16 protein-coding genes and 2 tRNA genes are annotated in these 21,088 nt (G+C 60.8%); 13 read left to right on the top strand and 5 right to left on the bottom strand.

Annotated features, from left to right (window positions below; translation table 11 throughout):
* The first annotated feature begins 14 nt into the window (after positions 1–14).
* From SGN16_RS06215 to pdeM, 4 genes are all read left to right on the top strand, one after another.
* Positions 15–1,133: a succinylglutamate desuccinylase/aspartoacylase family protein gene (locus SGN16_RS06215; RefSeq protein WP_210643124.1), complete on the top strand. Its 1,119-nt coding sequence runs from the start codon at positions 15–17 to the stop codon at positions 1,131–1,133.
* A 13-nt stretch (positions 1,134–1,146) separates the two neighbouring features.
* Complete coding sequence (locus tag SGN16_RS06210) at positions 1,147–1,911, top strand: ATP-binding cassette domain-containing protein (RefSeq protein WP_210643123.1); 765 nt, start codon at positions 1,147–1,149, stop codon at positions 1,909–1,911.
* 254 nt (positions 1,912–2,165) lie between these two features.
* Positions 2,166–4,652: a ligase-associated DNA damage response DEXH box helicase gene (locus SGN16_RS06205; protein ID WP_335943534.1), complete on the top strand. Its 2,487-nt coding sequence runs from the start codon at positions 2,166–2,168 to the stop codon at positions 4,650–4,652.
* Positions 4,652–5,308, top strand: coding sequence for a ligase-associated DNA damage response endonuclease PdeM (gene pdeM, locus SGN16_RS06200; RefSeq protein WP_335943533.1), 657 nt, complete (start codon positions 4,652–4,654; stop codon positions 5,306–5,308). The genes SGN16_RS06205 and pdeM overlap by 1 nt, the downstream gene beginning before the upstream one ends.
* 25 nt (positions 5,309–5,333) lie before the next feature.
* On the opposite strand, the gene SGN16_RS06195 is transcribed toward pdeM, so the two are convergent.
* Both SGN16_RS06195 and dcd read right to left on the bottom strand, forming a co-directional pair.
* Positions 5,334–5,549, bottom strand: a complete 216-nt coding sequence (locus SGN16_RS06195) for a hypothetical protein (protein ID WP_210643120.1) — start codon at positions 5,547–5,549, stop codon at positions 5,334–5,336.
* Between the two features lie 99 nt (positions 5,550–5,648).
* Positions 5,649–6,215, bottom strand: a complete 567-nt coding sequence (gene dcd / locus SGN16_RS06190) for a dCTP deaminase (RefSeq protein ID WP_003184751.1) — start codon at positions 6,213–6,215, stop codon at positions 5,649–5,651.
* Positions 6,216–6,569: 354 nt separating this feature from the next.
* Here dcd and SGN16_RS06185 point away from each other — a divergent pair, with 354 nt between their 5' ends.
* Positions 6,570–6,779: a cold-shock protein gene (locus SGN16_RS06185; RefSeq protein WP_002554837.1), complete on the top strand. Its 210-nt coding sequence runs from the start codon at positions 6,570–6,572 to the stop codon at positions 6,777–6,779.
* A gap of 191 nt (positions 6,780–6,970) precedes the next feature.
* Here SGN16_RS06185 and SGN16_RS06180 read toward each other — a convergent pair whose 3' ends face one another.
* Positions 6,971–7,978 (bottom strand): DUF481 domain-containing protein, encoded by a 1,008-nt coding sequence (locus SGN16_RS06180; RefSeq protein WP_210643119.1) that lies wholly within the window; start codon positions 7,976–7,978, stop codon positions 6,971–6,973.
* Between the two features lie 154 nt (positions 7,979–8,132).
* Here SGN16_RS06180 and SGN16_RS06175 point away from each other — a divergent pair, with 154 nt between their 5' ends.
* The 4 genes from SGN16_RS06175 to SGN16_RS06160 all read left to right on the top strand — a co-directional run bounded on the left by SGN16_RS06175 (position 8,133) and on the right by SGN16_RS06160 (position 12,906).
* Positions 8,133–8,486 carry an MGMT family protein gene (locus SGN16_RS06175; protein WP_335943529.1) on the top strand — a complete coding sequence of 118 codons (354 nt, stop codon included), beginning with the start codon at positions 8,133–8,135 and terminating at the stop codon, positions 8,484–8,486.
* A 44-nt stretch (positions 8,487–8,530) separates the two neighbouring features.
* Positions 8,531–10,090 (top strand): AmpG family muropeptide MFS transporter, encoded by a 1,560-nt coding sequence (locus SGN16_RS06170; RefSeq protein WP_210643117.1) that lies wholly within the window; start codon positions 8,531–8,533, stop codon positions 10,088–10,090.
* A gap of 129 nt (positions 10,091–10,219) precedes the next feature.
* On the top strand, positions 10,220–11,935 hold the full coding sequence (locus SGN16_RS06165; RefSeq protein WP_210643116.1) for a proline--tRNA ligase: 1,716 nt from the start codon (positions 10,220–10,222) through the stop codon (positions 11,933–11,935).
* A 17-nt stretch (positions 11,936–11,952) separates the two neighbouring features.
* Positions 11,953–12,906 carry a hypothetical protein gene (locus tag SGN16_RS06160; RefSeq protein WP_210643115.1) on the top strand — a complete coding sequence of 318 codons (954 nt, stop codon included), beginning with the start codon at positions 11,953–11,955 and terminating at the stop codon, positions 12,904–12,906.
* 75 nt (positions 12,907–12,981) lie between these two features.
* Here SGN16_RS06160 and dinB read toward each other — a convergent pair whose 3' ends face one another.
* Entirely contained in the window at positions 12,982–14,043 is a 1,062-nt protein-coding gene (gene dinB / locus SGN16_RS06155) for a DNA polymerase IV (protein ID WP_335943528.1), read from the bottom strand.
* A gap of 282 nt (positions 14,044–14,325) precedes the next feature.
* Between dinB and SGN16_RS06150 the strand changes: the two genes are divergently transcribed.
* The 4 genes from SGN16_RS06150 to SGN16_RS06135 all read left to right on the top strand — a co-directional run bounded on the left by SGN16_RS06150 (position 14,326) and on the right by SGN16_RS06135 (position 18,769).
* A tRNA-Met gene (locus SGN16_RS06150) sits at positions 14,326–14,402 on the top strand.
* 207 nt (positions 14,403–14,609) lie between these two features.
* Positions 14,610–14,686, top strand: a tRNA-Met gene (locus tag SGN16_RS06145).
* A gap of 151 nt (positions 14,687–14,837) precedes the next feature.
* Complete coding sequence (gene mprF, locus SGN16_RS06140; RefSeq protein ID WP_335943527.1) at positions 14,838–17,480, top strand: bifunctional lysylphosphatidylglycerol flippase/synthetase MprF; 2,643 nt, start codon at positions 14,838–14,840, stop codon at positions 17,478–17,480.
* A complete protein-coding gene (locus SGN16_RS06135) occupies positions 17,480–18,769 on the top strand; it encodes a virulence factor family protein (RefSeq protein WP_210643113.1) in 1,290 nt (429 codons plus the stop codon). The genes mprF and SGN16_RS06135 overlap by 1 nt, the downstream gene beginning before the upstream one ends.
* Positions 18,770–19,027: 258 nt before the next feature.
* On the opposite strand, the gene SGN16_RS06130 is transcribed toward SGN16_RS06135, so the two are convergent.
* Positions 19,028–20,929, bottom strand: coding sequence for a potassium transporter Kup (locus SGN16_RS06130; protein WP_335943526.1), 1,902 nt, complete (start codon positions 20,927–20,929; stop codon positions 19,028–19,030).
* Positions 20,930–21,088 lie beyond the last annotated feature (159 nt).

The following is a 21,088-nucleotide window of genomic DNA, read 5'->3' as shown; positions in this document are numbered from 1 at the left end:
GGACACACAAGCAAATGCGCCACCAGATTCATGACCTGCTGGCCCCGCTGCCGGGGACCGCACGCAAGATCCACAGCTTTCACTTCGGCCCGGAAAATGCCGTCGGCAAAATCTATATCCAATCGTCCCTGCACGCCGATGAACTGCCCGGCATGCTGGTGGCCTGGCACCTCAAGCAGCGCCTGGCCGAACTCGAGGCCTCGGGCCATCTGCGGTACGAGATCGTGCTGGTGCCTGTCGCCAACCCCATCGGCCTTGAACAAGTGCTGATGGATGTGCCCCTGGGCCGCTATGAAATGGAGAGCGGGCAGAATTTCAACCGGCGCTTCATCGACCTGAGCGAAGAGATCGGCAACGAGATCGAAGAGCTGCTCACCGACGATCCGCAGTGCAACCTGATGCTGATCCGCACCAGCCTACGCGACGCCCTCAACCGGCAGACCGCCAACACGCAACTGCAATCCCAACGCCTGGTCCTGCAACGCCTGGCCTGCGACGCCGACATGGTGCTGGACCTGCATTGCGACTTCGAAGCCGTGGCCCACCTCTACACCACGCCCGAAGCCTGGCCGCAGGTCGAGCCACTGGCGCGCTACATCGGTGCCGAGGCCTGCTTGCTGGCGACCGATTCAGGTGGCCAGTCGTTCGATGAATGCTTCACGCTGCTCTGGTGGCAACTTAAGGAACGTTTCGGCGAACGCTTCGAGATTCCCCTGGGCAGCTTTTCGGTCACGGTGGAATTACGTGGCCAGGGTGACGTCAATCACGGCTTGGCGAGCCTCGACTGCCAGGCACTGATCGAATACCTGATCCGCTTCGGCGCCATCGACGGCGAACCCATGCCCCTGCCCGACCTACCCTACCCGGCCACGCCGTTGGCCGGTGTAGAACCGGTGGCGACGCCCGTGGGTGGACTGCTGGTCTACAGCGCCCTGCCCGGCGAGTACCTGGAGGCGGGGCAGCTGGTGGCGCAGATCATTGACCCGATCAACGACACTGTCACCCCTGTTCATTGCCGTAATGCCGGGCTGATGTACGCCCGCTCGCTACGCCGCATGGCGACTGCCGGCATGGTGATCGCCCATGTCGCCGGCGCCGAAGCCTACCGCAGCGGCTACCTACTTTCGCCTTGAGGATGCATGTTCCATGTACAAACTGACCATCGAAGACCTGCATAAAAGCTATGGCGAACATCAGGTGCTCAAAGGCGTGTCGCTCAAGGCCAAGACCGGCGACGTCATCAGCCTGATCGGCGCCAGCGGCTCGGGCAAAAGTACTTTTTTACGCTGTATCAACTTTCTCGAACAACCCAACGACGGCGCCATGAGCCTGGATGGACAGTCGATCCGGATGATCAAGGACCGCCACGGCATGCGCGTGGCCGACGACGATGAGCTGCAACGCATCCGCACGCGCCTGGCCATGGTGTTCCAGCACTTCAACCTATGGAGCCACATGACCGTGCTGGAAAACATCACCATGGCGCCACGCCGGGTGTTGGGTATCAGCAAACAGGAAGCCGACGACCGTGCTCGTCGCTACCTCGACAAGGTCGGCCTGCCGGCGCGGGTCGCCGAGCAATACCCGGCGTTCCTTTCCGGCGGTCAGCAACAGCGCGTGGCCATTGCCCGCGCGCTGGCGATGGAGCCGGAGGTGATGCTGTTCGACGAACCCACCTCGGCCCTGGACCCGGAACTGGTGGGTGAGGTGTTGAAAGTGATCCAGGGCCTGGCCGAAGAAGGCCGGACCATGATCATGGTGACCCACGAAATGAGCTTCGCCCGCAAAGTCTCGAACCAGGTGCTGTTCCTGCACCAGGGCCTGGTGGAAGAAGAAGGTGCGCCAGAAGACGTACTGGGTAATCCCACGAGTGAGCGGCTCAAGCAGTTCCTCAGTGGCAACCTGAAATAAAGACAGACTGCTTTCTGTGACGAGGAGGCTCGCTCACGCGGGGGTCGATCGAAGAGTGTTCGACACAGAAATACCTGTGGGAGCGAGCTTGCTCGCGATAGCGGTAGACCAGCCGCCATCGACGTTGCCTGACCTGGCCCTATCGCGAGCAAGCTCGCTCCCACAGTGGTCTGTGCCCGGCCAGTCGATCAGATAAACCTTTCATCTCTCGCCGTGGTCACTGAAGAAGGACTTTCAGGACGCACGCGGCAGGCATGGCGACATCCAACAACTTCGCAAACCAGTGGTTCAGCGCCCGCGGCTGGAAGCCGTTCGCCTTTCAGAAGCAGGTGTGGACCGCGGTCAAGCGGGGGGAATCCGGGCTATTGCATGCCAGCACCGGGGCCGGCAAGACCTACGCGGTATGGTTCGCAGCCCTCAACCGTTTCGCCCGCCCCGCCACACCGCCGGATAAACCACGCAAACGCAAACCGCCGACCGAACCACTGACCATCCTGTGGATCACGCCAATGCGCGCACTGGCCGCCGACACCGGCAAGGCTCTTGAAGCGCCGCTGGAGGAGCTGCACCTGCCTTGGAGCGTCGGCCTGCGCACCGGCGATACCAGCGCCAGCGAACGCGCTCGCCAAGGCCGGCGCCTGCCCACCGCCCTGATCACCACCCCCGAAAGCCTGACCCTGATGCTTGCCCGGGCCGATGCGCAAACAGCCGTATCGACCCTGCGCATGGTCGTGGTGGATGAATGGCATGAGTTGCTCGGCAACAAGCGTGGTGTGCAATTGCAGTTGGCCCTGGCTCGCTTGCGGTACTGGCGCCCCGATCTCATCGTCTGGGGCGTGTCCGCCACGCTGGGGAACCAGGCCCACGCCGAGCAAGTATTGATTCCACAAGGCAACGGGATCAGCGTGCAAGGCGCCAATGCGAAGGCGCTGCGGGTCGATACGCTGCTGCCTCCCACCCTCGAGCGCTTTCCGTGGGCGGGGCATATCGGCCTGAAGATGCTGCCCCAGGTCGTGGCTGAAATCGACGCCAGCAGCAGTTGCCTGGTTTTCACCAACACCCGGGCACAATCGGAAATCTGGTACCAGGCCCTCCTCGAAGCGCGCCCGGACTGGGCCGGACTGATCGCGCTGCACCACAGCTCATTGTCCCGGGATACCCGCGACTGGGTGGAGCGTGCGCTCAAGGACGGACAACTCAAAGCGGTGGTCTGCACCTCCAGCCTCGACCTGGGGGTGGACTTTCTGCCGGTCGAGCGGGTGCTGCAAATTGGTTCGGCCAAGGGCGTGGCACGCCTGATGCAGCGCGCCGGGCGCTCAGGTCACGCGCCGGGGCGGACCTCGCGGGTGACTCTGGTGCCGACCCACAGCCTGGAATTGATCGAAGCCGCCGCCGCACAGGATGCCGTGGCCCAACGACGCATCGAACCCCGCGAATCGCCCCGCAAGCCCTTGGATGTATTGGTCCAGCATCTGGTCAGCATGGCCCTGGGCGGCGGCTTCGTGCCCGATGTACTGTTTCGGGAAGTGCGCGGCGCCTGGGCCTACCACGACCTCAACGACACCGAATGGGCCTGGGCCCTGGCTTTCGTACGTCATGGCGGCCTGTCCTTGACCGCCTACCCTGACTACCGACGGGTCGAGCCGGACGAACACGGGATCTGGCGCGTGCCCGACGCACGCCTGGCTCGCCGCCACCGCATGAGCATCGGCACCATCGTCAGCGATGCCAGCCTGCAATTGAAGTTCTGGAGCAAGGGCGGGGGCGGCAAGACCTTGGGCAGCGTGGAAGAAGGCTTCATCGCCCGCCTGCGACCTGGCGACGGTTTTCTGTTCGCCGGACGGCTGCTGGAATTGGTCCGGGTCGAAGACATGACCGCTTACGTGCGTCGCAGTCAGGCCAAAAAGGCCGCCGTACCGCGCTGGAACGGTGGACGCATGCCGCTTTCCAACGAACTGGCGGCCGCGATGATAACGCGCCTCAGCGAGGCCGCTGCAGGACGTTTCGAGGGCCCGGAGATGCAGGCCGTACAACCCTTGTTATTGACCCAACAACATTGGTCCGGCCTGCCCACGCAAAGCACGTTGTTGGCTGAGGCGCTCAAATCCCGGGAAGGCTGGCATCTGTTCCTGTATCCGTTCGCCGGGCGCCAGGTGCATCTGGGCTTGGCCAGCCTGCTGGCCTGGCGCGTCAGCCAGCAGCAACCGCTGACCTTTTCCATCGCAGTCAACGACTACGGCCTGGAATTGCTCAGCGCCACGCCGGTGGATTGGTCGCAACACCTGGGCCCGGCACTATTGAGCGCCGACCGCCTGCTGGCCGACGTGCTCGCGAGCCTGAATGCCGGGGAACTGGCCCTGCGACGCTTTCGCGAAATCGCCCGCATCGCCGGGCTGGTATTTGCCGGTTACCCCGGCGCACCGAAAAGTACCCGGCAAGTCCAGGCCTCCAGCGGGTTGTTCTTCCAGGTGTTCAAGCAATACGACGCCGACAATTTGCTGCTGGCCCAGGCAGCAGAGGAAGTCTTGCGTGAAGAATTGGATATTCGACGACTGGAGCAGACCTTGGAACGCCTTAGCACCTTGAAACTGGACCTGCATGTCATCAAACGCCCTACCCCGCTGGGGTTCCCCTTGCTGGTGGAGCGCTTCAGGGAAAGCATGAGTTCGGAAAAGCTCGCCGATCGCATCCGGCGGATGGTCACTGAACTGGAAAAAACTGCCGACCGGGGTGACGCCTGATGCCTGCGCCTTACCCCGTCAACCTGGCCGGCGAAGAACTCTGGCTGCTGCCGCAAAAAGCCGTGTACTGGCCAGCCCAGGAAACCCTGATGGTGGCGGATGTCCACTTTGGCAAGGCCGCCGCTTACCGTAGCCTCGGTCAACCAGTGCCCCATGGCACCACCGCCAGCAATATCGCGGTGCTGGACACGCTACTGGCAAACCTGGCCTGTCGACAGCTGATTTTTCTCGGGGACTTTCTCCACGGTCCCGGCTCTCACGCACCGGGCACCTTGCAGGCTCTTTCCGATTGGCGCGACCGACATCAGCACCTGGCCATGACGCTGATTCGCGGTAACCACGACAAGCGCGCCGGCGACCCACCACCAGAGCTGAATATCCGCGTTGTGCCGGAGCCTTTGCTACTGGGTCCGTTCGCCGTGCAGCACGAGCCCAACCCGCATCCAAGCCGCCATGTACTGGCCGGTCATGTGCATCCGGTTTATCACCTAAACGGCAAAGGTCGGCAACGCCTGCGCCTGGCGTGCTTCCGGCTGGGCAGCGAAGTAAGCCTGTTACCCGCCTTCGGTGCGTTCACAGGCGGCTATCGGGTCGATCAGGACAATCACTGCAGGATATTCGTCATTGGCGACAACGAAATATGGCCCGTCAACTGAAACCAGGCAACGGGCGAGCATTTCGTCAGGCAACAGGCGCAGGAGGCGGCTCGTCCGGCAGGGTCGGTTCGCCGGGCTCAGTGGGTTCGTTGGGTTGTTCGTTGGGGGTATCGGGATCAGGTTGGCCGGGGATGCCGCCCGCCGCTTCGGCAGGATGGGCCAGCAATGACCAAGCCATGACGCCGATCTGATTGGGCTCAAGCTTTGCCAGTTCGGCACTGATTCGCGGATCGATCTTCATAGAGCAACTCCTGGGCGAAGCCCGTCGCGCTGACGCAAAAACGGGCAGTACACGCAATAGAGTGTCTGCCCGCCCAGGAATTCCAACTGTTCGTCAGAATCAGGTACGCGGTAGCGTCACGCCGCGCTGACCCTGGTACTTGCCACCCCGATCCTTGTAGGACACTTCACACTCTTCGTCGGATTCAAGGAACAACATCTGTGCCACACCCTCGTTGGCATAGATTTTCGCCGGCAGGGTCGTGGTGTTGGAGAACTCCAGGGTCACGTGGCCTTCCCACTCGGGTTCCAGCGGCGTGACGTTGACGATGATGCCGCAGCGAGCGTAAGTGCTTTTGCCCAGGCAGATGGTCAGTACGTTGCGCGGAATCCGGAAGTACTCGACGGTGCGGGCCAGGGCGAATGAGTTCGGCGGGATGATGCACACGTCACTCTTGACGTCGACGAAGCTCTTCTCGTCGAAGTTCTTCGGGTCGACGGTAGCCGAGTTGATGTTGGTGAACACCTTGAATTCATCGGCGCAGCGCACGTCGTAGCCGTAGCTGGAGACACCGAAGGAAATCAGCCGGTCGGCGCCTTCGCCACGCATCTGACGCTCGACGAAGGGCTCGATCATGCCGTGCTCTTGCGCCATGCGGCGAATCCACTTGTCCGATTTGATGCTCATGGCGGTTTCCTGAAATAGCGAGGTGGAAAAAATACGTCCGGCATCTTACCGGGGCGCGAGGCCGGGTTCAAAGCGTGGGACGCAAATCTCGGCGATCCGCCTTGATTTCCGGTCCCTGACGGCAATACCCCACGCCGCCAGTCACTAAATCCGAGAAACCTTCGCAAAGACCATTGGCACGTTCCGGAAAAAGGGTTAAGGTGGCGCCACTGTGCTGCTTGTGTCACTGAGAATCTCTACACGATATGTTGAATTTCGATCCAACCATCTACAAGAATTTTTCCTGCTCTTTGCACTCAGTCTCGGCCAGGGTTCTTCCTGAGTCGCAGTTATCTTTGTTCAAGGAGTTACACCATGTCTAATCGCCAAACTGGTACCGTTAAGTGGTTCAACGATGAAAAAGGCTTCGGCTTCATCACCCCACAATCCGGTGACGACCTGTTTGTTCACTTCAAAGCTATCCAATCCGACGGCTTCAAAAGCCTGAAAGAAGGCCAACAGGTTTCTTTCATCGCTACCCGCGGTCAGAAAGGCATGCAAGCTGAAGAAGTTCAAGTTATCTAACTTGTCCTTGCTTTAGTAAAAAGCCCCGCCCTCAAAAGCGGGGCTTTTTTGTGCCTGTCAGTTTTTTGCGCGCACAAAAAAACTGTGGGAGCGAGCTTGCTCGCGATAGCGGTATGCCAGTCAACATTAATGTGACTGATTTACCGCTATCACGAGCCAGTCGCTCCCACAGATTTGTTACTGGCCCGGGATTACCAGGTCACGCCAAATCCAGCCGTGTAACGGGTCTTGCTCAAGTCGCTGTCTTCGGTGCCCTCAATGACGTCTTTCTCGGCCTTGAGGTTGAGTGACGCCCAATCGGTGACCTTGTAGCGCAGCCCGACCTCTGCGTCGTAGGCATAGTCCGCGACATCAGACAACGGCTTGCCCACTTCGCCATTGGTGAAGAACTCGACGCGCTTGCCAATCAGGTAGCGGTTGTAGTCCCACTTCATGGCCACGGAATAGAAGTTGTCCTTGCCGCCATCGCGATACTCGTAATCGGTGCGGTTGAGCAGCGAGCCCAGCGAGAACGCGCCCAATTCGTCATCCCAGAACTGGTAGCCCGGACCGGTCCCCACCACACGCTGGCGCGCCAGGTCTTCGACTTTGTCGCGCTTGTAGTTCAGACGACCTTGCCAAAACCATTTGTCAGTGAAAAACCGATCGAGGGAATACTCCAGCCGCCAGTTGTCGGCGGAAACCACATCGTCCTGGAATTCACGGTTGTATTCGCCTTCGGCGGTATGTCGCCATCTGCCATGGCGAGCAGAGGTCTTGAAGTCGATGTCGTAATCATCGGTATCGTTTTCCGCACGCTGGTAATCCAGCGCGGCATCGATATTGCCCTTCCAGACCAGATCCTCGACCACCGGCTTGGGCTTGAGGATTTGCTGGATACTGGCCAGTTCGACGGTCTTGGGCGCATCGCCGTTGGCCAGGGTGACCTTGCCATCCTCGGCGGCATGCAGGGCCTTGGCTTTCTCGCCGGTATAGGCATCCTGCTTGACCAAGAGCTGCTGATCGCTCTCCAGGGTCTTGACCTGTTTCCAATCAATGGGAACCGCACCGGCGTAATCGGTCTGGATCAGCAGCTTGCCGCCATCGAAAACGGTAATCTTGCCACTGAGTTTGTCCCCATTCTTCAACCAGACAGTGTCGGCAAGCAATGGCGTGGAAGCGCTGGCAACAGCCAGGCATAGCAGGGTTCTAGACAACATAAGCGATAAAGGGCTCAAGTTTGCGGTGAAAAGGCGGCATTATCCCCCAGGATGACACCTCAGCAAGGACTGACCCGCGTATGGATGATGAGTTCATTTCTCAATCAACCTTGTAGGAATTAATCTACAGACGGACACCCGAGGAAGCCCTAACGTGACTGACACCCCTGCGGATACCGAGAACGCCGCCCAAATCCACCGCACCACCCTTTACCTGACCCTGGCACAGGTGCCGGCGGGCAAGGTCGTCACCTATGGCCAACTCGCCGAAATGGCCGGCCTGGGCCGTGCGGCGCGCTGGGTCGGGCGGACCCTCAGTCAGTTACCGAATGACACCAAGCTGCCCTGGCACAGGGTACTGGCTGCCGGCGGTCGGATAAGCCTGCCCGCGGGCAGCGCCTCAGGGGACGAACAGCGCGCACGCCTGCGCATGGAAGGCATCAGTGTCCTGAACAATCGTGTTGATATTCAGCGCCATGGCTGGCGCCCGGTAGAGCACAGCGGTTAGAGTGCGCGCTTTGTTTTCGCAATTTTTGAGGCAGACTCCAGCCCATGCCCCGTAAAACCTGGCGCGCCGCCCTCGCCGCCTATGCCAGTCCCTCGACGCTCGTGCTGTTGCTGCTTGGCTTCGCCGCCGGCTTGCCCTACATGCTGGTGTTTTCCACGCTTTCGGTCTGGTTGCGCGAAGCCGGCGTGGCCCGTGAAACCATTGGCTACGCAAGCCTGATCGGCCTGGCGTATGCCTTTAAGTGGGTCTGGTCGCCACTGCTCGACCAATGGCGCCTGCCGCTGCTGGGCAAACTCGGGCGCCGTCGCTCATGGCTGGTGCTCTCCCAGGGCCTTGTGATCCTTGGTCTGATCGGCATGGGCTTCTGCGATCCGCAAAAACACCTGTCATGGTTGATCGCCATCGCGGTGATCGTGGCCTTCGCCTCGGCCACCCAGGACATCGCCGTCGACGCCTATCGCCTGGAGATCGCCGACGACACCCGCCAGGCAGCGCTCGCTGCCAGCTACATGTCCGGTTACCGCATCGCCGCCCTGCTGGCCACCGCCGGCGCCCTGTTCTTCGCCGAAGGCTTTGGCTCCACTGGCTTCAACTATAAACACTCCGCCTGGGCCGGTACTTACCTGCTGTTCGGCGTGTTGATGGTCCCGGCTCTGCTCACCTCGCTGTTCATGCGTGAACCGCCGGTGCCGCTGCGCACTCAATTACAGGCCGGACGCTACTCGTTCGCTCATCAGCTGGCATCGGTGTTTGTGCTGATCATCCTGTTGGTATCGGTACCGGCGATGTTCACCCAGCTCTACAACACCGATTTCGCCAGCGTGTTGTTCGAAGGCGTCAGCCTGCTCGACCTGTTGCTTCAGGATCGCGCCTTCCTGCGCGCCATTCTCTATATCCTCCTCACGGCCATGTGCCTGTCGGCCATGGGCCGCCGAGGGCTGGCGCCGGTGCTGACGCCAGTCAACGACTTCATCCTGCGCTACCGCTGGCAAGCCTTGCTGCTGCTCGGACTGATCGCGACCTACCGGATGTCGGACACGGTCATGGGCGTCATGGCCAACGTGTTCTACATCGACCAAGGCTTCACCAAGGACCAGATCGCCAGCGTCAGCAAGATTTTCGGGCTGATCATGACCCTCGTCGGCGCCGGCATGGGTGGCTTGCTGATCGTGCGCTTCGGCATCCTGCCGATCCTGTTCATCGGCGGCGTCGCCTCGGCCGGCACCAACATTCTCTTCCTGATGCTCACCGACATGGGCGCCAACGTGAAGATGCTGATTGTCACCATTTCCCTGGACAACTTCAGCTCCGGCCTGGCCACCTCGGCGTTCGTCGCCTACCTATCAAGCCTGACCAACCTGAAGTTCTCCGCCACCCAATACGCCCTGCTCAGCTCGATCATGCTGTTGCTGCCACGCTTGATCGGCGGCTATTCAGGGGTGATGGTGGAGAAGTTCGGCTACCACAACTTCTTCCTGATCACCGCCCTGCTTGGCGTTCCAACCCTGCTCCTGATTGCCCTGCACTGGTTCCAGGAGAACCGCCGCCAAGGCTCGACAGCGAACACGGAACCGACGCCGACCCGCCCCGCGGAAGAGTCGTAGGAAAATTCAGCAGGCGCCGACGAAACCGGCGCCTGCATCCGGCAACCGGCCACGCGCCTGTACGCCAGGGCATCTCGCCCGTACAATGCTCCGTCACTTCTCGTCATCAGCAACCGACAACGGCCAACCATGCGCACCAGTCAATATTTGCTCGCCACACAGAAAGAAACACCTTCCGACGCCGTCGTGATCAGCCATCAGTTGATGCTGCGTGCCGGCATGATCCGCAAACTCGCTTCGGGCCTGTACACCTGGCTGCCGATGGGTTTGCGAGTGATGCGCAAGGTGGAAGCCATCGTTCGCGAAGAGATGGACGCCGCGGGCTCCCTGGAAGTGTTGATGCCGGGCACCCAACCGGCCGAGCTGTGGCAGGAATCGGGGCGCTGGGAAGAATACGGTCCTGAATTGCTGCGCATCAAAGATCGCCACGGTCGCGACTTCTGTGCAGGCCCGACTCACGAAGAAGTGATCACCGACCTGATGCGCAACGAGTTGAGCAGCTACAAGCAGCTGCCGATCAACCTGTACCAGATCCAGACCAAATTCCGTGACGAGATCCGTCCACGCTTCGGCCTGATGCGCGGTCGCGAATTCATCATGAAGGACGCTTACTCGTTCCACACCGACCTGGCTTCGCTGCAAGTCACCTACGACCGCATGCACCAGGCGTACTGCAACGTGTTCACCCGCCTGGGCCTGAAATTCCGCCCAGTTGAAGCCGACAACGGCTCGATTGGCGGCGCCGGCTCCCACGAATTCCACGTACTGGCCGAGTCCGGCGAAGACGATATCGTGTTCAGCAACGGCTCCGATTACGCGGCAAACATCGAGAAGGCCGAAGCCGTGCCTCGGGAAACCTCCCGGGCCGCGCCGAGCGAAGAACTGCGCCTGGTGGATACACCGAACGCCAAGACCATCGCCCAACTGGTGGAAGGCTACAACCTGCCGATCGAGCGCACTATCAAGACCCTGATCGTGCGAGCCGAAGAGGAAGGCAAGCTGATTGCCCTGATCATCCGTGGCGATCACGAGCTGAACGAAATCAAGGCCGCCAACCAACCCGGCGTCGCCAGCCCACTGGTCATGGCCAGCGAAGCCGAACTGCGCGACGCCATCGGCGCCGGTGCCGGCTCCCTCGGCCCGCTGAACCTGCCATTGCCAATCATCATCGACCGTTCGGTGGAACTGATGAGCGACTTCGCCATCGGCGCCAACGTCGACGACAAGCACTATTTCGGCGTGAACTGGGAGCGCGACCTGCCGGTTCCAACCGTCGCGGACCTGCGCAACGTCGTGGCCGGCGATCCGAGCCCGGACGGCAAGGGCACCTTGGAAATCAAGCGCGGCATCGAAGTCGGGCACATCTTCCAGCTGGGCAACAAGTACAGCAAGGCGATGAAGTGCGAAGTGCTGGGCGAGAACGGCAAGCCGGTCACCCTGGAAATGGGTTGCTACGGCATCGGCGTTTCCCGCGTAGTGGCTGCCGCCATCGAGCAGAACAACGACGAAAAAGGCATCATCTGGAGTGACACGCTGGCGCCGTTCCAGGTTGCCCTGGTGCCGCTGCGCTACGAGACCGACCTGGTGCGTGAAGCCACCGACAAGCTCTACGCCGAACTGACGGCGGCCGGCTTCGAAGTGTTGCTGGACGACCGCGACAAGAAAACCAGCCCCGGCATCAAGTTCGCGGACATGGAACTGATCGGCATCCCGCACCGGATCGTCGTCAGTGACCGTGGCCTGGCCGAAGGCAACCTGGAATACAAGAGCCGCACCGAGGCCGAGCCGCAAGCACTGCCGGTCGCCGACGTGTTGTCTTTCCTCCAGGCCCGTATCCGCCGCTGACACCAGATAGAGACGTCATGTTCAAGCGAAACACCTTAGGCCTCGGTGGCGCCGCCTTGTGCGGCGCCCTGCTGGTCAGCGGCTGCGCCAACCAAATGTCGCAACGCAGCGAGCACGAAGAGCGGGTCGAGCGCAAACTGCTCGACCATAGCCTGCAGATCGATGTGGGCGAACCCAAGGTGCTCGACCTGCCGCAGCGCCGTATACGGATCAATGAACAAAAGACTTTCGAAGTCACTGAGTTCGAGGTCACTCGCCGTTACGATCGCTACACGCCGTATCAACCTTGGCGCGAGATTTACGAGATCCCCCTTGGCGCGGTGGCCGTGGTGGCCGGCGTCGGCGCGAACGTGGTCAATGTGTTCGCCCTTGGCAGCTTGCCAGACACGGTCACCCGCGACTGGATCAGCTACGGTTTCGCCGGGCTCAATCCGTTCATGAACGTACCGTCCCATGGCCGGGCCCAGCAGAACCTGGCGGGCATCGATGAAGTCCAGCGCGACAAGCGCACGGAACACTCGAGCCTGCCTTGGAGCGAACGCCCGGTGGAGGTCAAGGCCGCCCGACAGACCTTCGAACTGAGCACCGATCGCAATGGCGTGCTGCGCTTGAACCTGCTCGAAAGCCCGTTCGCCGAGCAGGACCTGAGCCAATTCGGCAAATTGCAGATCAGCGTGACGGACGCCCAGGATGAGGTCCACACCGACTCGTCCCTGAGCATCAGCAGCACCTTGCGCAGCAAGCTGTTGGAAGCCCATGCATTGATCTACGACGACCTGGAAGACGACGAAGTGAGCCAGTGGGTTCACCGGGTCAAGCGCCTGTCGGAGCTGGGGCTTGAAGAAGAGGCCAGCGAGCTGGAACAGAGCCTGATCGAACTGACCCGCAATGATCCAGAGTTGCAGAGCGAGTTCATGAAGGCGCTGACCAAGGATGGCGGTCGATTGGTGGCGGATCCTGGCGCGAACTAGCAGCAAAACCTTGTGGCGCGGGAGCTTGTTTCCTCGCCACAAGAACCGGGCAAATCCTTCATATATGTAGCGCCCTCACCGCTCAAACAACTCCAACTGCTCGAACCCACCGCGTAAATCTTCCAGCCGCACCCCAATTCCCAATAACCGTACCGGCTTGCCGCCACGGTTGAACGCCTGGGTCAACAACAACTGATAGCTGCCCAGGTCCCGCCCTGCCCCGGCCTGTTCCAGGGTGGTCTGGGTGAAATCGTGGAACTTCACTTTGACGAACGGCTTGCCTGGGCGATAGCTGCTGTCGATCCGCGCCATGCGCCCACTGAGGGTTTGCATCAGTTCCGGAAGTTTTTCGAGGCAACTCACCAGATCGGGCAGGTCAACGTCGTAGGTGTTTTCCACGCTGATGGACTGTCGCCGACTGTCGTTGTGCACCAGACGCTCATCGATCCCCCGAGCCAGGCTCCAGAGTCGCTCACCGAAACTGCCGAACTCGCGCACCAGCGCCAGCTTGTCCCACTGCCGCAACTGCTGGCAGTCAACAATACCGAGCCTGTTCAGCTTGTCGGCGGTGACCTTGCCCACACCGTGGAGCTTGTTCACCGGCAGGGCCGAGACGAAATCTTCCACCTGGTCCGGGGTGATGACGAACAGGCCATTGGGCTTTTTCCAGTCGCTGGCGATCTTGGCCAGGAACTTGTTCGGCGCGACGCCGGCAGACACAGTGATGTGCAACTGATTGGAAACCCGCCGGCGAATGTCCTGGGCGATGCGAGTGGCGCTGCCACCGAAATGCGCGCTGGCCGAGACATCCAGATAAGCCTCGTCCAAGGACAGCGGCTCGATCAAGTCGGTGTAATCGCTGAAAATCGTATGAATTTCCTTCGACGCTTCCCGGTAGGCATCCATCCGCGGCTTGACGATGGTCAGGTCCGGGCAAAGCTTCAAGGCGTGGCCGGAGGACATGGCCGAGCGCACGCCATAGGCCCGCGCCTCATAATTACAGGTCGCGATCACGCCGCGTCGATCCGCCGAACCACCCACCGCCAGGGGTTTGCCGGCCAGCCGAGGGTCATCGCGCATTTCGATAGCGGCATAGAAACAGTCACAGTCGACGTGGATGATTTTACGTTGCGTCATAAAGAAGCGGAGCGTGCGACGAATCGGGTCACCAGTATCGCACCCGAACCTGTATATAGCACCAGTAGTTTGAAAGATCCTTCGCTGACGCCAGAAGGTGCCTACATAAATTTATTTATTCAATCGCGATGAATCATCCGATAGAGCGCCAGCCCTTGCCAGGCCTGCGTCACAGCGTTGTCACAATGTCTTACACCGTGGCTAAGCACTTGAACCGGAACAGGTTTTTATGGCATCAGGGTTGACAGCCACGCGATTCTCTGTAGAATGCCGCCACACAGACGCGGGATGGAGCAGTCTGGTAGCTCGTCGGGCTCATAACCCGAAGGTCGTCGGTTCAAATCCGGCTCCCGCAACCAAACATCAAAAAAGGCTACTCGAAAGAGTGGCCTTTTTTGTGCGCGCCTGTTTTGCCACGAAGACGGTCGCAGCACTCGCCGAGGTGAAAGCTGTAGGACAATTTCCTTTTGATTTCGCGCATTTACACAGATTGGCCGTTTATTTGATCCCATTACCTTTTAACGGTTGACACTCATGCGTTCGCCTGTAGAATGCCGCCACACAGACGCGGGATGGAGCAGTCTGGTAGCTCGTCGGGCTCATAACCCGAAGGTCGTCGGTTCAAATCCGGCTCCCGCAACCAAATATCAAGAAAGGCTGCTCGAAAGAGTGGCCTTTTTTGTGTCTGGCAAAAAAGACTACATTACAAAGATTTTGTAATTATTTTCCTCCGCAGGGATTGGTAACTTGGCTGGATACCCCCATCCTGTCGCGCATAGCTCAAGAGGTGATTGATGCGCGCCCACTCGTCTGACCCGCAAGACCCTGTTACTGCGACACAACCGATCAAGGCCGAACGATTGCGCTGGCTGGATCGGATCAGTCAATACCGCCAGTCTATTGGGCTCGCGGTCACGTTGCTGCTGTTTGCGATTGCCTTGATTGCCTGCCGCCACTTACTGAGCGAGCTTGATCTTTACGCCCTGCACGATTCGATTCTGGAAGTGCCACGACCGGCCCTGCTCGGTGCGATAGCTGCCACAGTGGCCGGGTTCATCATTCTCCTGGGCTATGAATGGTCCGCCAGCCGTTATGCCGGGGTCACACTGCCGCCACAGACCATGGTCCTGGGTGGGTTCACCGCATTTGCCATCGGCAACGCCATCGGCCTGTCGCTGCTGTCGGGCGGTTCGGTTCGCTACCGTCTGTATGCCCGCCATGGCCTGGGGGCATCGGATGTAGCCCACATGACCTTGTTCGCCAGCCTGTCCCTGGGCTGCGCGCTGCCCCCCTTGGCTGCCTTGGCAACCCTCAGCAACTTGCCTGCCGCCTCTGCGGCACTGCATTTGCCGGCCACGTTGCTGGGGGCGATTGCCGTAGCAGTGTTGTTGCTGACTTGCGTGCTGGCCATCGGCATCTATCGTAGGCGCCTGCCAGAGCAGCCCTATCGCGATGCCCTTCTGGTCAAGGCCGGGCGCCGCACGCTGCGGATGCCGGGGCGACGCCTGACGTTCCTGCAATTGGTCATCACCGCACTGGACGTCGCAGCCGCCGCCACAGTGCTGTATCTGTTGCTGCCCGAAGCGCCGCCATTCGGTGCCTTCCTCCTGGTGTACCTATTGGCGCTGGCCGCCGGCGTACTCAGTCATGTGCCTGGCGGGGTCGGGGTGTTCGAAGCGATCCTGCTCGCCGCGTTTGCCGACAAGCTGGGGGCCGCACCACTGGCCGCCGCGCTGCTGTTGTATCGCTTGATCTACGTATTGCTGCCAATGCTGGTGGCTTGTGTACTGCTGCTGATCAACGAGGCGCAGCGGCTGTTCCAGACACGCCAGACCCTGCGGGTAGCGTCGGGTTTCGCAGCACCGATCCTGGCGGTGCTGGTATTCCTTTCGGGCGTGGTGCTGCTGTTTTCCGGTGTGACACCGGAAATCGACACCCGCCTGGAGCACATCGGCTTCCTGATCCCTCATCGACTGGTGGACGCTTCGCACTTCGGTGCCAGCCTGGTGGGCGTGCTGTGCCTGTTGCTCGCCCAAGGCCTGCGCCGTCGCCTCTCGGCCGCCTGGATGCTGACCACCATTTTGCTGCTGGTGGGCGCCCTGCTCTCGCTGCTCAAGGGTTTTGACTGGGAAGAAGCCACGCTGCTGACCCTGACGGCCGCCCTGCTGGCGGTGTTCCGGCGATCCTTCTATCGTCCAAGTCGCCTGACCGAACTGCCGTTTTCCCCGCTGTTCCTGATTGCCAGCCTTTGCGTGCTCGGCGCGTCGATCTGGCTGCTGCTGTTTGCTTATCAGGACGTGCCCTATAGCCATCAACTCTGGTGGCAGTTCACCCTCGACGCCGACGCCCCTCGTGGCTTGCGCTCGCTGCTGGGGGCTGCGGTGCTGCTGGTGGTGGTGTCCCTGACCTGGTTGCTGCGCACCGCGCGGCCGGTGATCCATTTGCCGACGGCAGAAGAGCTGGAACGGGCCAAGACGATCCTCATGGCGTCTTCGCAACCCGACGGCGGCCTGGCCCTGACCGGTGACAAGGCATTGCTGTTTCACCCCAATGACGAAGCCTTTCTGATGTATGCCCGCCGTGGTCGCAGCCTGGTGGCGTTGTACGACCCGATCGGCCCCACCCAGCAACGGGCTGAAATGATCTGGCAGTTCCGCGACCTGTGCGACATCCACCATGCCCGTCCGGTGTTCTATCAGGTGCGCGCGGAGAACCTGCCGTACTACATGGACATCGGTCTGACGGCGATCAAGCTGGGTGAAGAAGCACGGGTCGACCTCAAGCGCTTTGATCTCGAGGCCAAGGGCAAAGAGATGAAGGACTTGCGCTACACCTGGAACCGCGGCACCCGTGATGGCCTGTCGCTGGAGATCCACGAGCCGGGCCAGGCGCCGATGGATGAGCTCAAGGTCATTTCCGATGCCTGGCTGACCGGCAAGAACGTGCGCGAGAAAGGCTTCTCCCTGGGTCGTTTCAGCGATGACTACCTCAAGCACTTTCGTATCGCGGTGATCCGTTTCGAAGGCCGCCCGGTCGCATTCGCCAACCTGCTGGAAACCCACAGCCATGATCTGGCCAGCCTCGACCTGATGCGCGCCCACCCCGAAGCCCCGAAGCTGACCATGGAGTTCATGATGGTCGGCCTCATCCAACATTATAAGAACCATGACTACGCCCGTTTCAGCCTGGGCATGGTCCCACTGTCGGGCCTGCAGCCGCGGCGTGGCGCGCCGCTGACCCAGCGCCTAGGCTCGATGGTGTTCCGCCGTGGCGAGCAGCTCTACAACTTCCAGGGGCTGCGCCGCTTCAAAGATAAATTCCAGCCTGACTGGGAACCTCGTTACATGGCCGTGCCCGCCGGACTTGATCCGCTGGTGGCGCTGGCCGATACCGCCGCCCTGATTGCAGGCGGCCTGACTGGATTGGTGAAACGCTGATGATGCAACGCTCCTGGCGATACGTAGTGGCCGCCCTGCTGGTGCTGGCGGTGATTCTCGGTGGCGGCTATTGGTACTGGAACCGCCCGGCCCCGCAACCCGTCCTGGAACAACTGGCACCCGCCGATGGCGTAGCGATGACCCGGGTCATCCCTGGCACCAAGCCGCGTGCCCAGGTACTGGTGGCGGTCAATGAAGACCAGAAGCTCAGCGACACCCAGTTGACGACCCTCAGCCGCAGCGGCTCGGCGCAGATCGTCCAGGTGATCCTGCCCAAGGACTGCATGCTGCAAGGTCGCGCCCTGCAGGCCGGTCTGCGGCAGCTCCAGGGGCCGGCTACGCTGGTCAGCGGCATCGGCCCTGGCGCCGTGCTGGCCTGGCGCTGGTTGGCGGAGCAGAAAGATGACAAGGCCAAGGCCGTTTCGGTGGACCTGGCCCTGGAAAAACCCGGCTGTACCCACCTGCTGCCCAAAAGTGCCGCCCATGGCCACTGGCTGGTGGCGTGGAACGATAACCCTGACGACACCAGTGCCGGTTTCGTACGGGATCAGAAGAATGCCGAAACCAGCATCAGCGACTACGACATCAACCTGCCGCAGGTGCTGAACAACGAACTGCGCAAAATCCTGGTGGGTACCGACAAAGCCAAAGGCGGCCTGAGCATTCCGGTGGTGGAAGTCCCTGCCAGCCAGGCACGGGACACCGTGACCCTGTTCCTCTCCGGTGACGGTGGCTGGCGGGACCTGGACCGTGACGTGGCCGATGAAATGGCCAAGATCGGCTACCCGGTGGTCGGCATCGACACCCTGCGCTACTACTGGCAGCACAAGAGCCCGGAACAGAGTGCAGTGGACCTCGCCGAACTGATGCAGCACTACCGCCAGATCTGGGGCACCAAGCGCTTCATCCTGACCGGCTACTCCTTCGGCGCCGACGTACTGCCAGCCATCTACAACCGCTTGCCAGCCACGGAACAACAGCGGGTCGACGCGATCATCCTGCTGGCCTTTGCCCGCACCGGCAGCTTCGAGATCGAGGTTGAAGGCTGGCTCGGCAACGCTGGCACCGAAGCCGCCACCGGCCCGGAAATGGCCAAGCTGCCGGCCGACAAAGTGGTGTGCATCTACGGAGGCGAAGAAGCCGACGAAAGTGGCTGCACCGACAAGACCGCCGTGGGCGAAGCCATCAAACTGCCTGGCGGCCACCACTTCGACGAAAACTACCCGGCCCTGGCCAAGCGCTTGATCGATGAGATCAACAAGCGCCAGAACAAGCCTGCCGACCAGTGACCTGATGCAGGCATGACAAAAAGCCCCGGCAGCCTTGGTTGCCGGGGCTTTTTTATGCGGGCCTGGCTTCACATATGCCCCCTTTGTGGGAGCGAGCTTGCTCGCGATGACGGCAGCACCGTCAACATCACCGTCAACTGACCCACAGCTATCGCGAGCAAGCTCGCTCCCACAAGGGCTTCACTCTGGCATCAGTATTCGTACCACCCACAAAAAAGCCCCCGTCACCACCAGGCAACGAGGGCTTTTTGCCCAGACTTACATTTCGACCTGCGTTCCCAACTCAATCACCCGGTTCAGCGGCAGATTGAAGAAGCGCAAATTGCCATTGGCGTTCTTCAGCATGAAGGCGAACAGTATCTCGCGCCAGCGGGCCATGCCCTCAAGCTTGGAGGCAATGACGGTCTCGCGACTGAGGAAGTAGGTGGTGCGCATCGGACTGAAGTCCAGGTCATCCAGATGGCAGAGCTTGAGCGCCTGCGGAACGTCCGGCTCGTCGGTAAAACCGAAGTGCAGGATCACCCGGAAGAAACCTTCGCCGTAGGCATCCACCTCGAAACGCCGTTGCGGCGGTACCCGGGGGATGTCTTCGTATACCACCGTCAGCAGCACCACTTGCTCATGCAACACCTGGTTGTGCAGCAGGTTGTGCAATAGCGCATGGGGCACGGCGTCCGGACGTGCGGTCAGGAACACGGCGGTGCCCTGTACGCGATGGGGTGGTTGTACGCGAATACTGCTGATGAAGATCGGCAGCGGCAACGCGCCTTCGTCCAATCGATCCACCAGCAATTCCTTGCCACGCTTCCAGGTGGTCATCAGAACGAACAGCACGATTCCCGCCAGCACCGGAAACGCACCGCCCTGCACAATTTTCGGTACGTTGGCAGCGAAGAACAAGCCATCCACCAATAGAAACCCTACCAGCAGCGGCACCGTCAGCAGGGGCGGCCATTTCCACAGTAGCAACGCCACCGCCGACACCAGAATGCTGGTAATCAGCATGGTTCCGGTCACCGCCACCCCATAGGCCGACGCCAAGGCACCGGACGACTCGAAGCCGAGCACCAACAGAATCACACCCACCATCAACGCCCAGTTCACTGCACCAATGTAGATCTGCCCCTGCTCGGCGCTGGAGGTGTGCTGGATATGCATGCGCGGAATATAACCGAGCTGGATGGCCTGTCGTGTCAACGAGAACGCGCCGGAAATCACTGCTTGCGAGGCAATCACGGTGGCGAGGGTCGAGAGCACCACAAGGGGTATCAGTGCCCAGTCCGGCGCTAACAGATAGAACGGATTGCGCGCGGCCTCCGGATTCTCCAACAGCAAGGCGCCCTGGCCGAAGTAATTGAGCACCAGCCCTGGCAGTACGAGGGCGAACCAAGCCCGCGCAATCGGTTTGCGACCGAAGTGGCCCATGTCCGCATACAAGGCCTCAGCGCCGGTCAAAGCCAATACCACAGCGCCCAGAATGGCGACGCCTACCCCCGGATGGACAATAAAAAAGCGCACGCCCCAGGCCGGATTCAAGGCGTTGAGCACTTCTGGATGTTGAACAATGCCGTGGATGCCCAAGCCCCCAAGAACCACGAACCACAACACCATCACTGGCCCGAACAATTTACCGATCCGGTCGGTTCCGTGCTTCTGGATCAGAAAAAGCCCCACCAGAATCACCAGCGACATGGGCACGACCCAGTGCTCCAGACCATCAAAGGCCACCTCCAGCCCCTCTACCGCTGACAACACGGAAATTGCCGGGGTGATCATGCTGTCGCCATAAAACAGCGAGGCACCGATCAGTCCGAGAATCACCAGCACAGTGCGCAGCCTGGGATAGGAAGCTGACGCCCGCCGGGCCAGTGCCGTCAGCGACATGATGCCGCCCTCGCCCTGGTTGTCGGCCCGCAGGATGAACAGCACGTATTTGATCGAGACCACCCAGACCAGCGACCAGAAGATCAGCGCCAGGATTCCGAACACGCCGTCATGGTTGACTTGCACGCCATATTGGCCGGAAAACACTTCCTTGATGGTGTACAAGGGGCTGGTGCCAATGTCTCCATAAACCACCCCGGCCGCTGCCACCAACATGCTTATTGGCTTGGCCGCACCACGCGCAGCACCCGACGCCTGACTCTCTGCCTGCTCCATCCAACACTCCCGTTACCTGATCCGGCTTCTTGGAAAGAAGCACTACGCTTAACCTTGCACCTGTGCCGCCTAACTTCCTGTTACAGACGATTGATTGACTGTGAGTTTTCAGTTGGCCGCAAAGGCGCGAAGCATAACGCAGCACTCGTCGTATTTCCC

It is taken from the genome of Pseudomonas sp. G166 (genome assembly GCF_037027455.2).
Classification (GTDB): domain Bacteria; phylum Pseudomonadota; class Gammaproteobacteria; order Pseudomonadales; family Pseudomonadaceae; genus Aquipseudomonas.
This window is presented reverse-complemented; position numbering and strand designations above follow the sequence as displayed.

What these genes read in the sequence shown, in the direction of transcription:
- SGN16_RS06215 (WP_210643124.1), top strand. Translation starts at nt 15, where the DNA reads ATGCGCCACCAGATTCATGACCTGCTGGCCCCGCTGCCGGGGACCGCA.
- SGN16_RS06210 (WP_210643123.1), top strand. Translation starts at nt 1,147, where the DNA reads ATGTACAAACTGACCATCGAAGACCTGCATAAAAGCTATGGCGAACAT.
- SGN16_RS06205 (WP_335943534.1), top strand. Translation starts at nt 2,166, where the DNA reads ATGGCGACATCCAACAACTTCGCAAACCAGTGGTTCAGCGCCCGCGGC.
- pdeM (WP_335943533.1), top strand. Translation starts at nt 4,652, where the DNA reads ATGCCTGCGCCTTACCCCGTCAACCTGGCCGGCGAAGAACTCTGGCTG.
- SGN16_RS06195 (WP_210643120.1), bottom strand. Translation starts at nt 5,549, where the DNA reads ATGAAGATCGATCCGCGAATCAGTGCCGAACTGGCAAAGCTTGAGCCC.
- dcd (WP_003184751.1), bottom strand. Translation starts at nt 6,215, where the DNA reads ATGAGCATCAAATCGGACAAGTGGATTCGCCGCATGGCGCAAGAGCAC.
- SGN16_RS06185 (WP_002554837.1), top strand. Translation starts at nt 6,570, where the DNA reads ATGTCTAATCGCCAAACTGGTACCGTTAAGTGGTTCAACGATGAAAAA.
- SGN16_RS06180 (WP_210643119.1), bottom strand. Translation starts at nt 7,978, where the DNA reads ATGTTGTCTAGAACCCTGCTATGCCTGGCTGTTGCCAGCGCTTCCACG.
- SGN16_RS06170 (WP_210643117.1), top strand. Translation starts at nt 8,531, where the DNA reads ATGCCCCGTAAAACCTGGCGCGCCGCCCTCGCCGCCTATGCCAGTCCC.
- SGN16_RS06165 (WP_210643116.1), top strand. Translation starts at nt 10,220, where the DNA reads ATGCGCACCAGTCAATATTTGCTCGCCACACAGAAAGAAACACCTTCC.
- SGN16_RS06160 (WP_210643115.1), top strand. Translation starts at nt 11,953, where the DNA reads ATGTTCAAGCGAAACACCTTAGGCCTCGGTGGCGCCGCCTTGTGCGGC.
- dinB (WP_335943528.1), bottom strand. Translation starts at nt 14,043, where the DNA reads ATGACGCAACGTAAAATCATCCACGTCGACTGTGACTGTTTCTATGCC.
- mprF (WP_335943527.1), top strand. Translation starts at nt 14,838, where the DNA reads ATGCGCGCCCACTCGTCTGACCCGCAAGACCCTGTTACTGCGACACAA.
- SGN16_RS06135 (WP_210643113.1), top strand. Translation starts at nt 17,480, where the DNA reads ATGATGCAACGCTCCTGGCGATACGTAGTGGCCGCCCTGCTGGTGCTG.
- SGN16_RS06130 (WP_335943526.1), bottom strand. Translation starts at nt 20,929, where the DNA reads ATGGAGCAGGCAGAGAGTCAGGCGTCGGGTGCTGCGCGTGGTGCGGCC.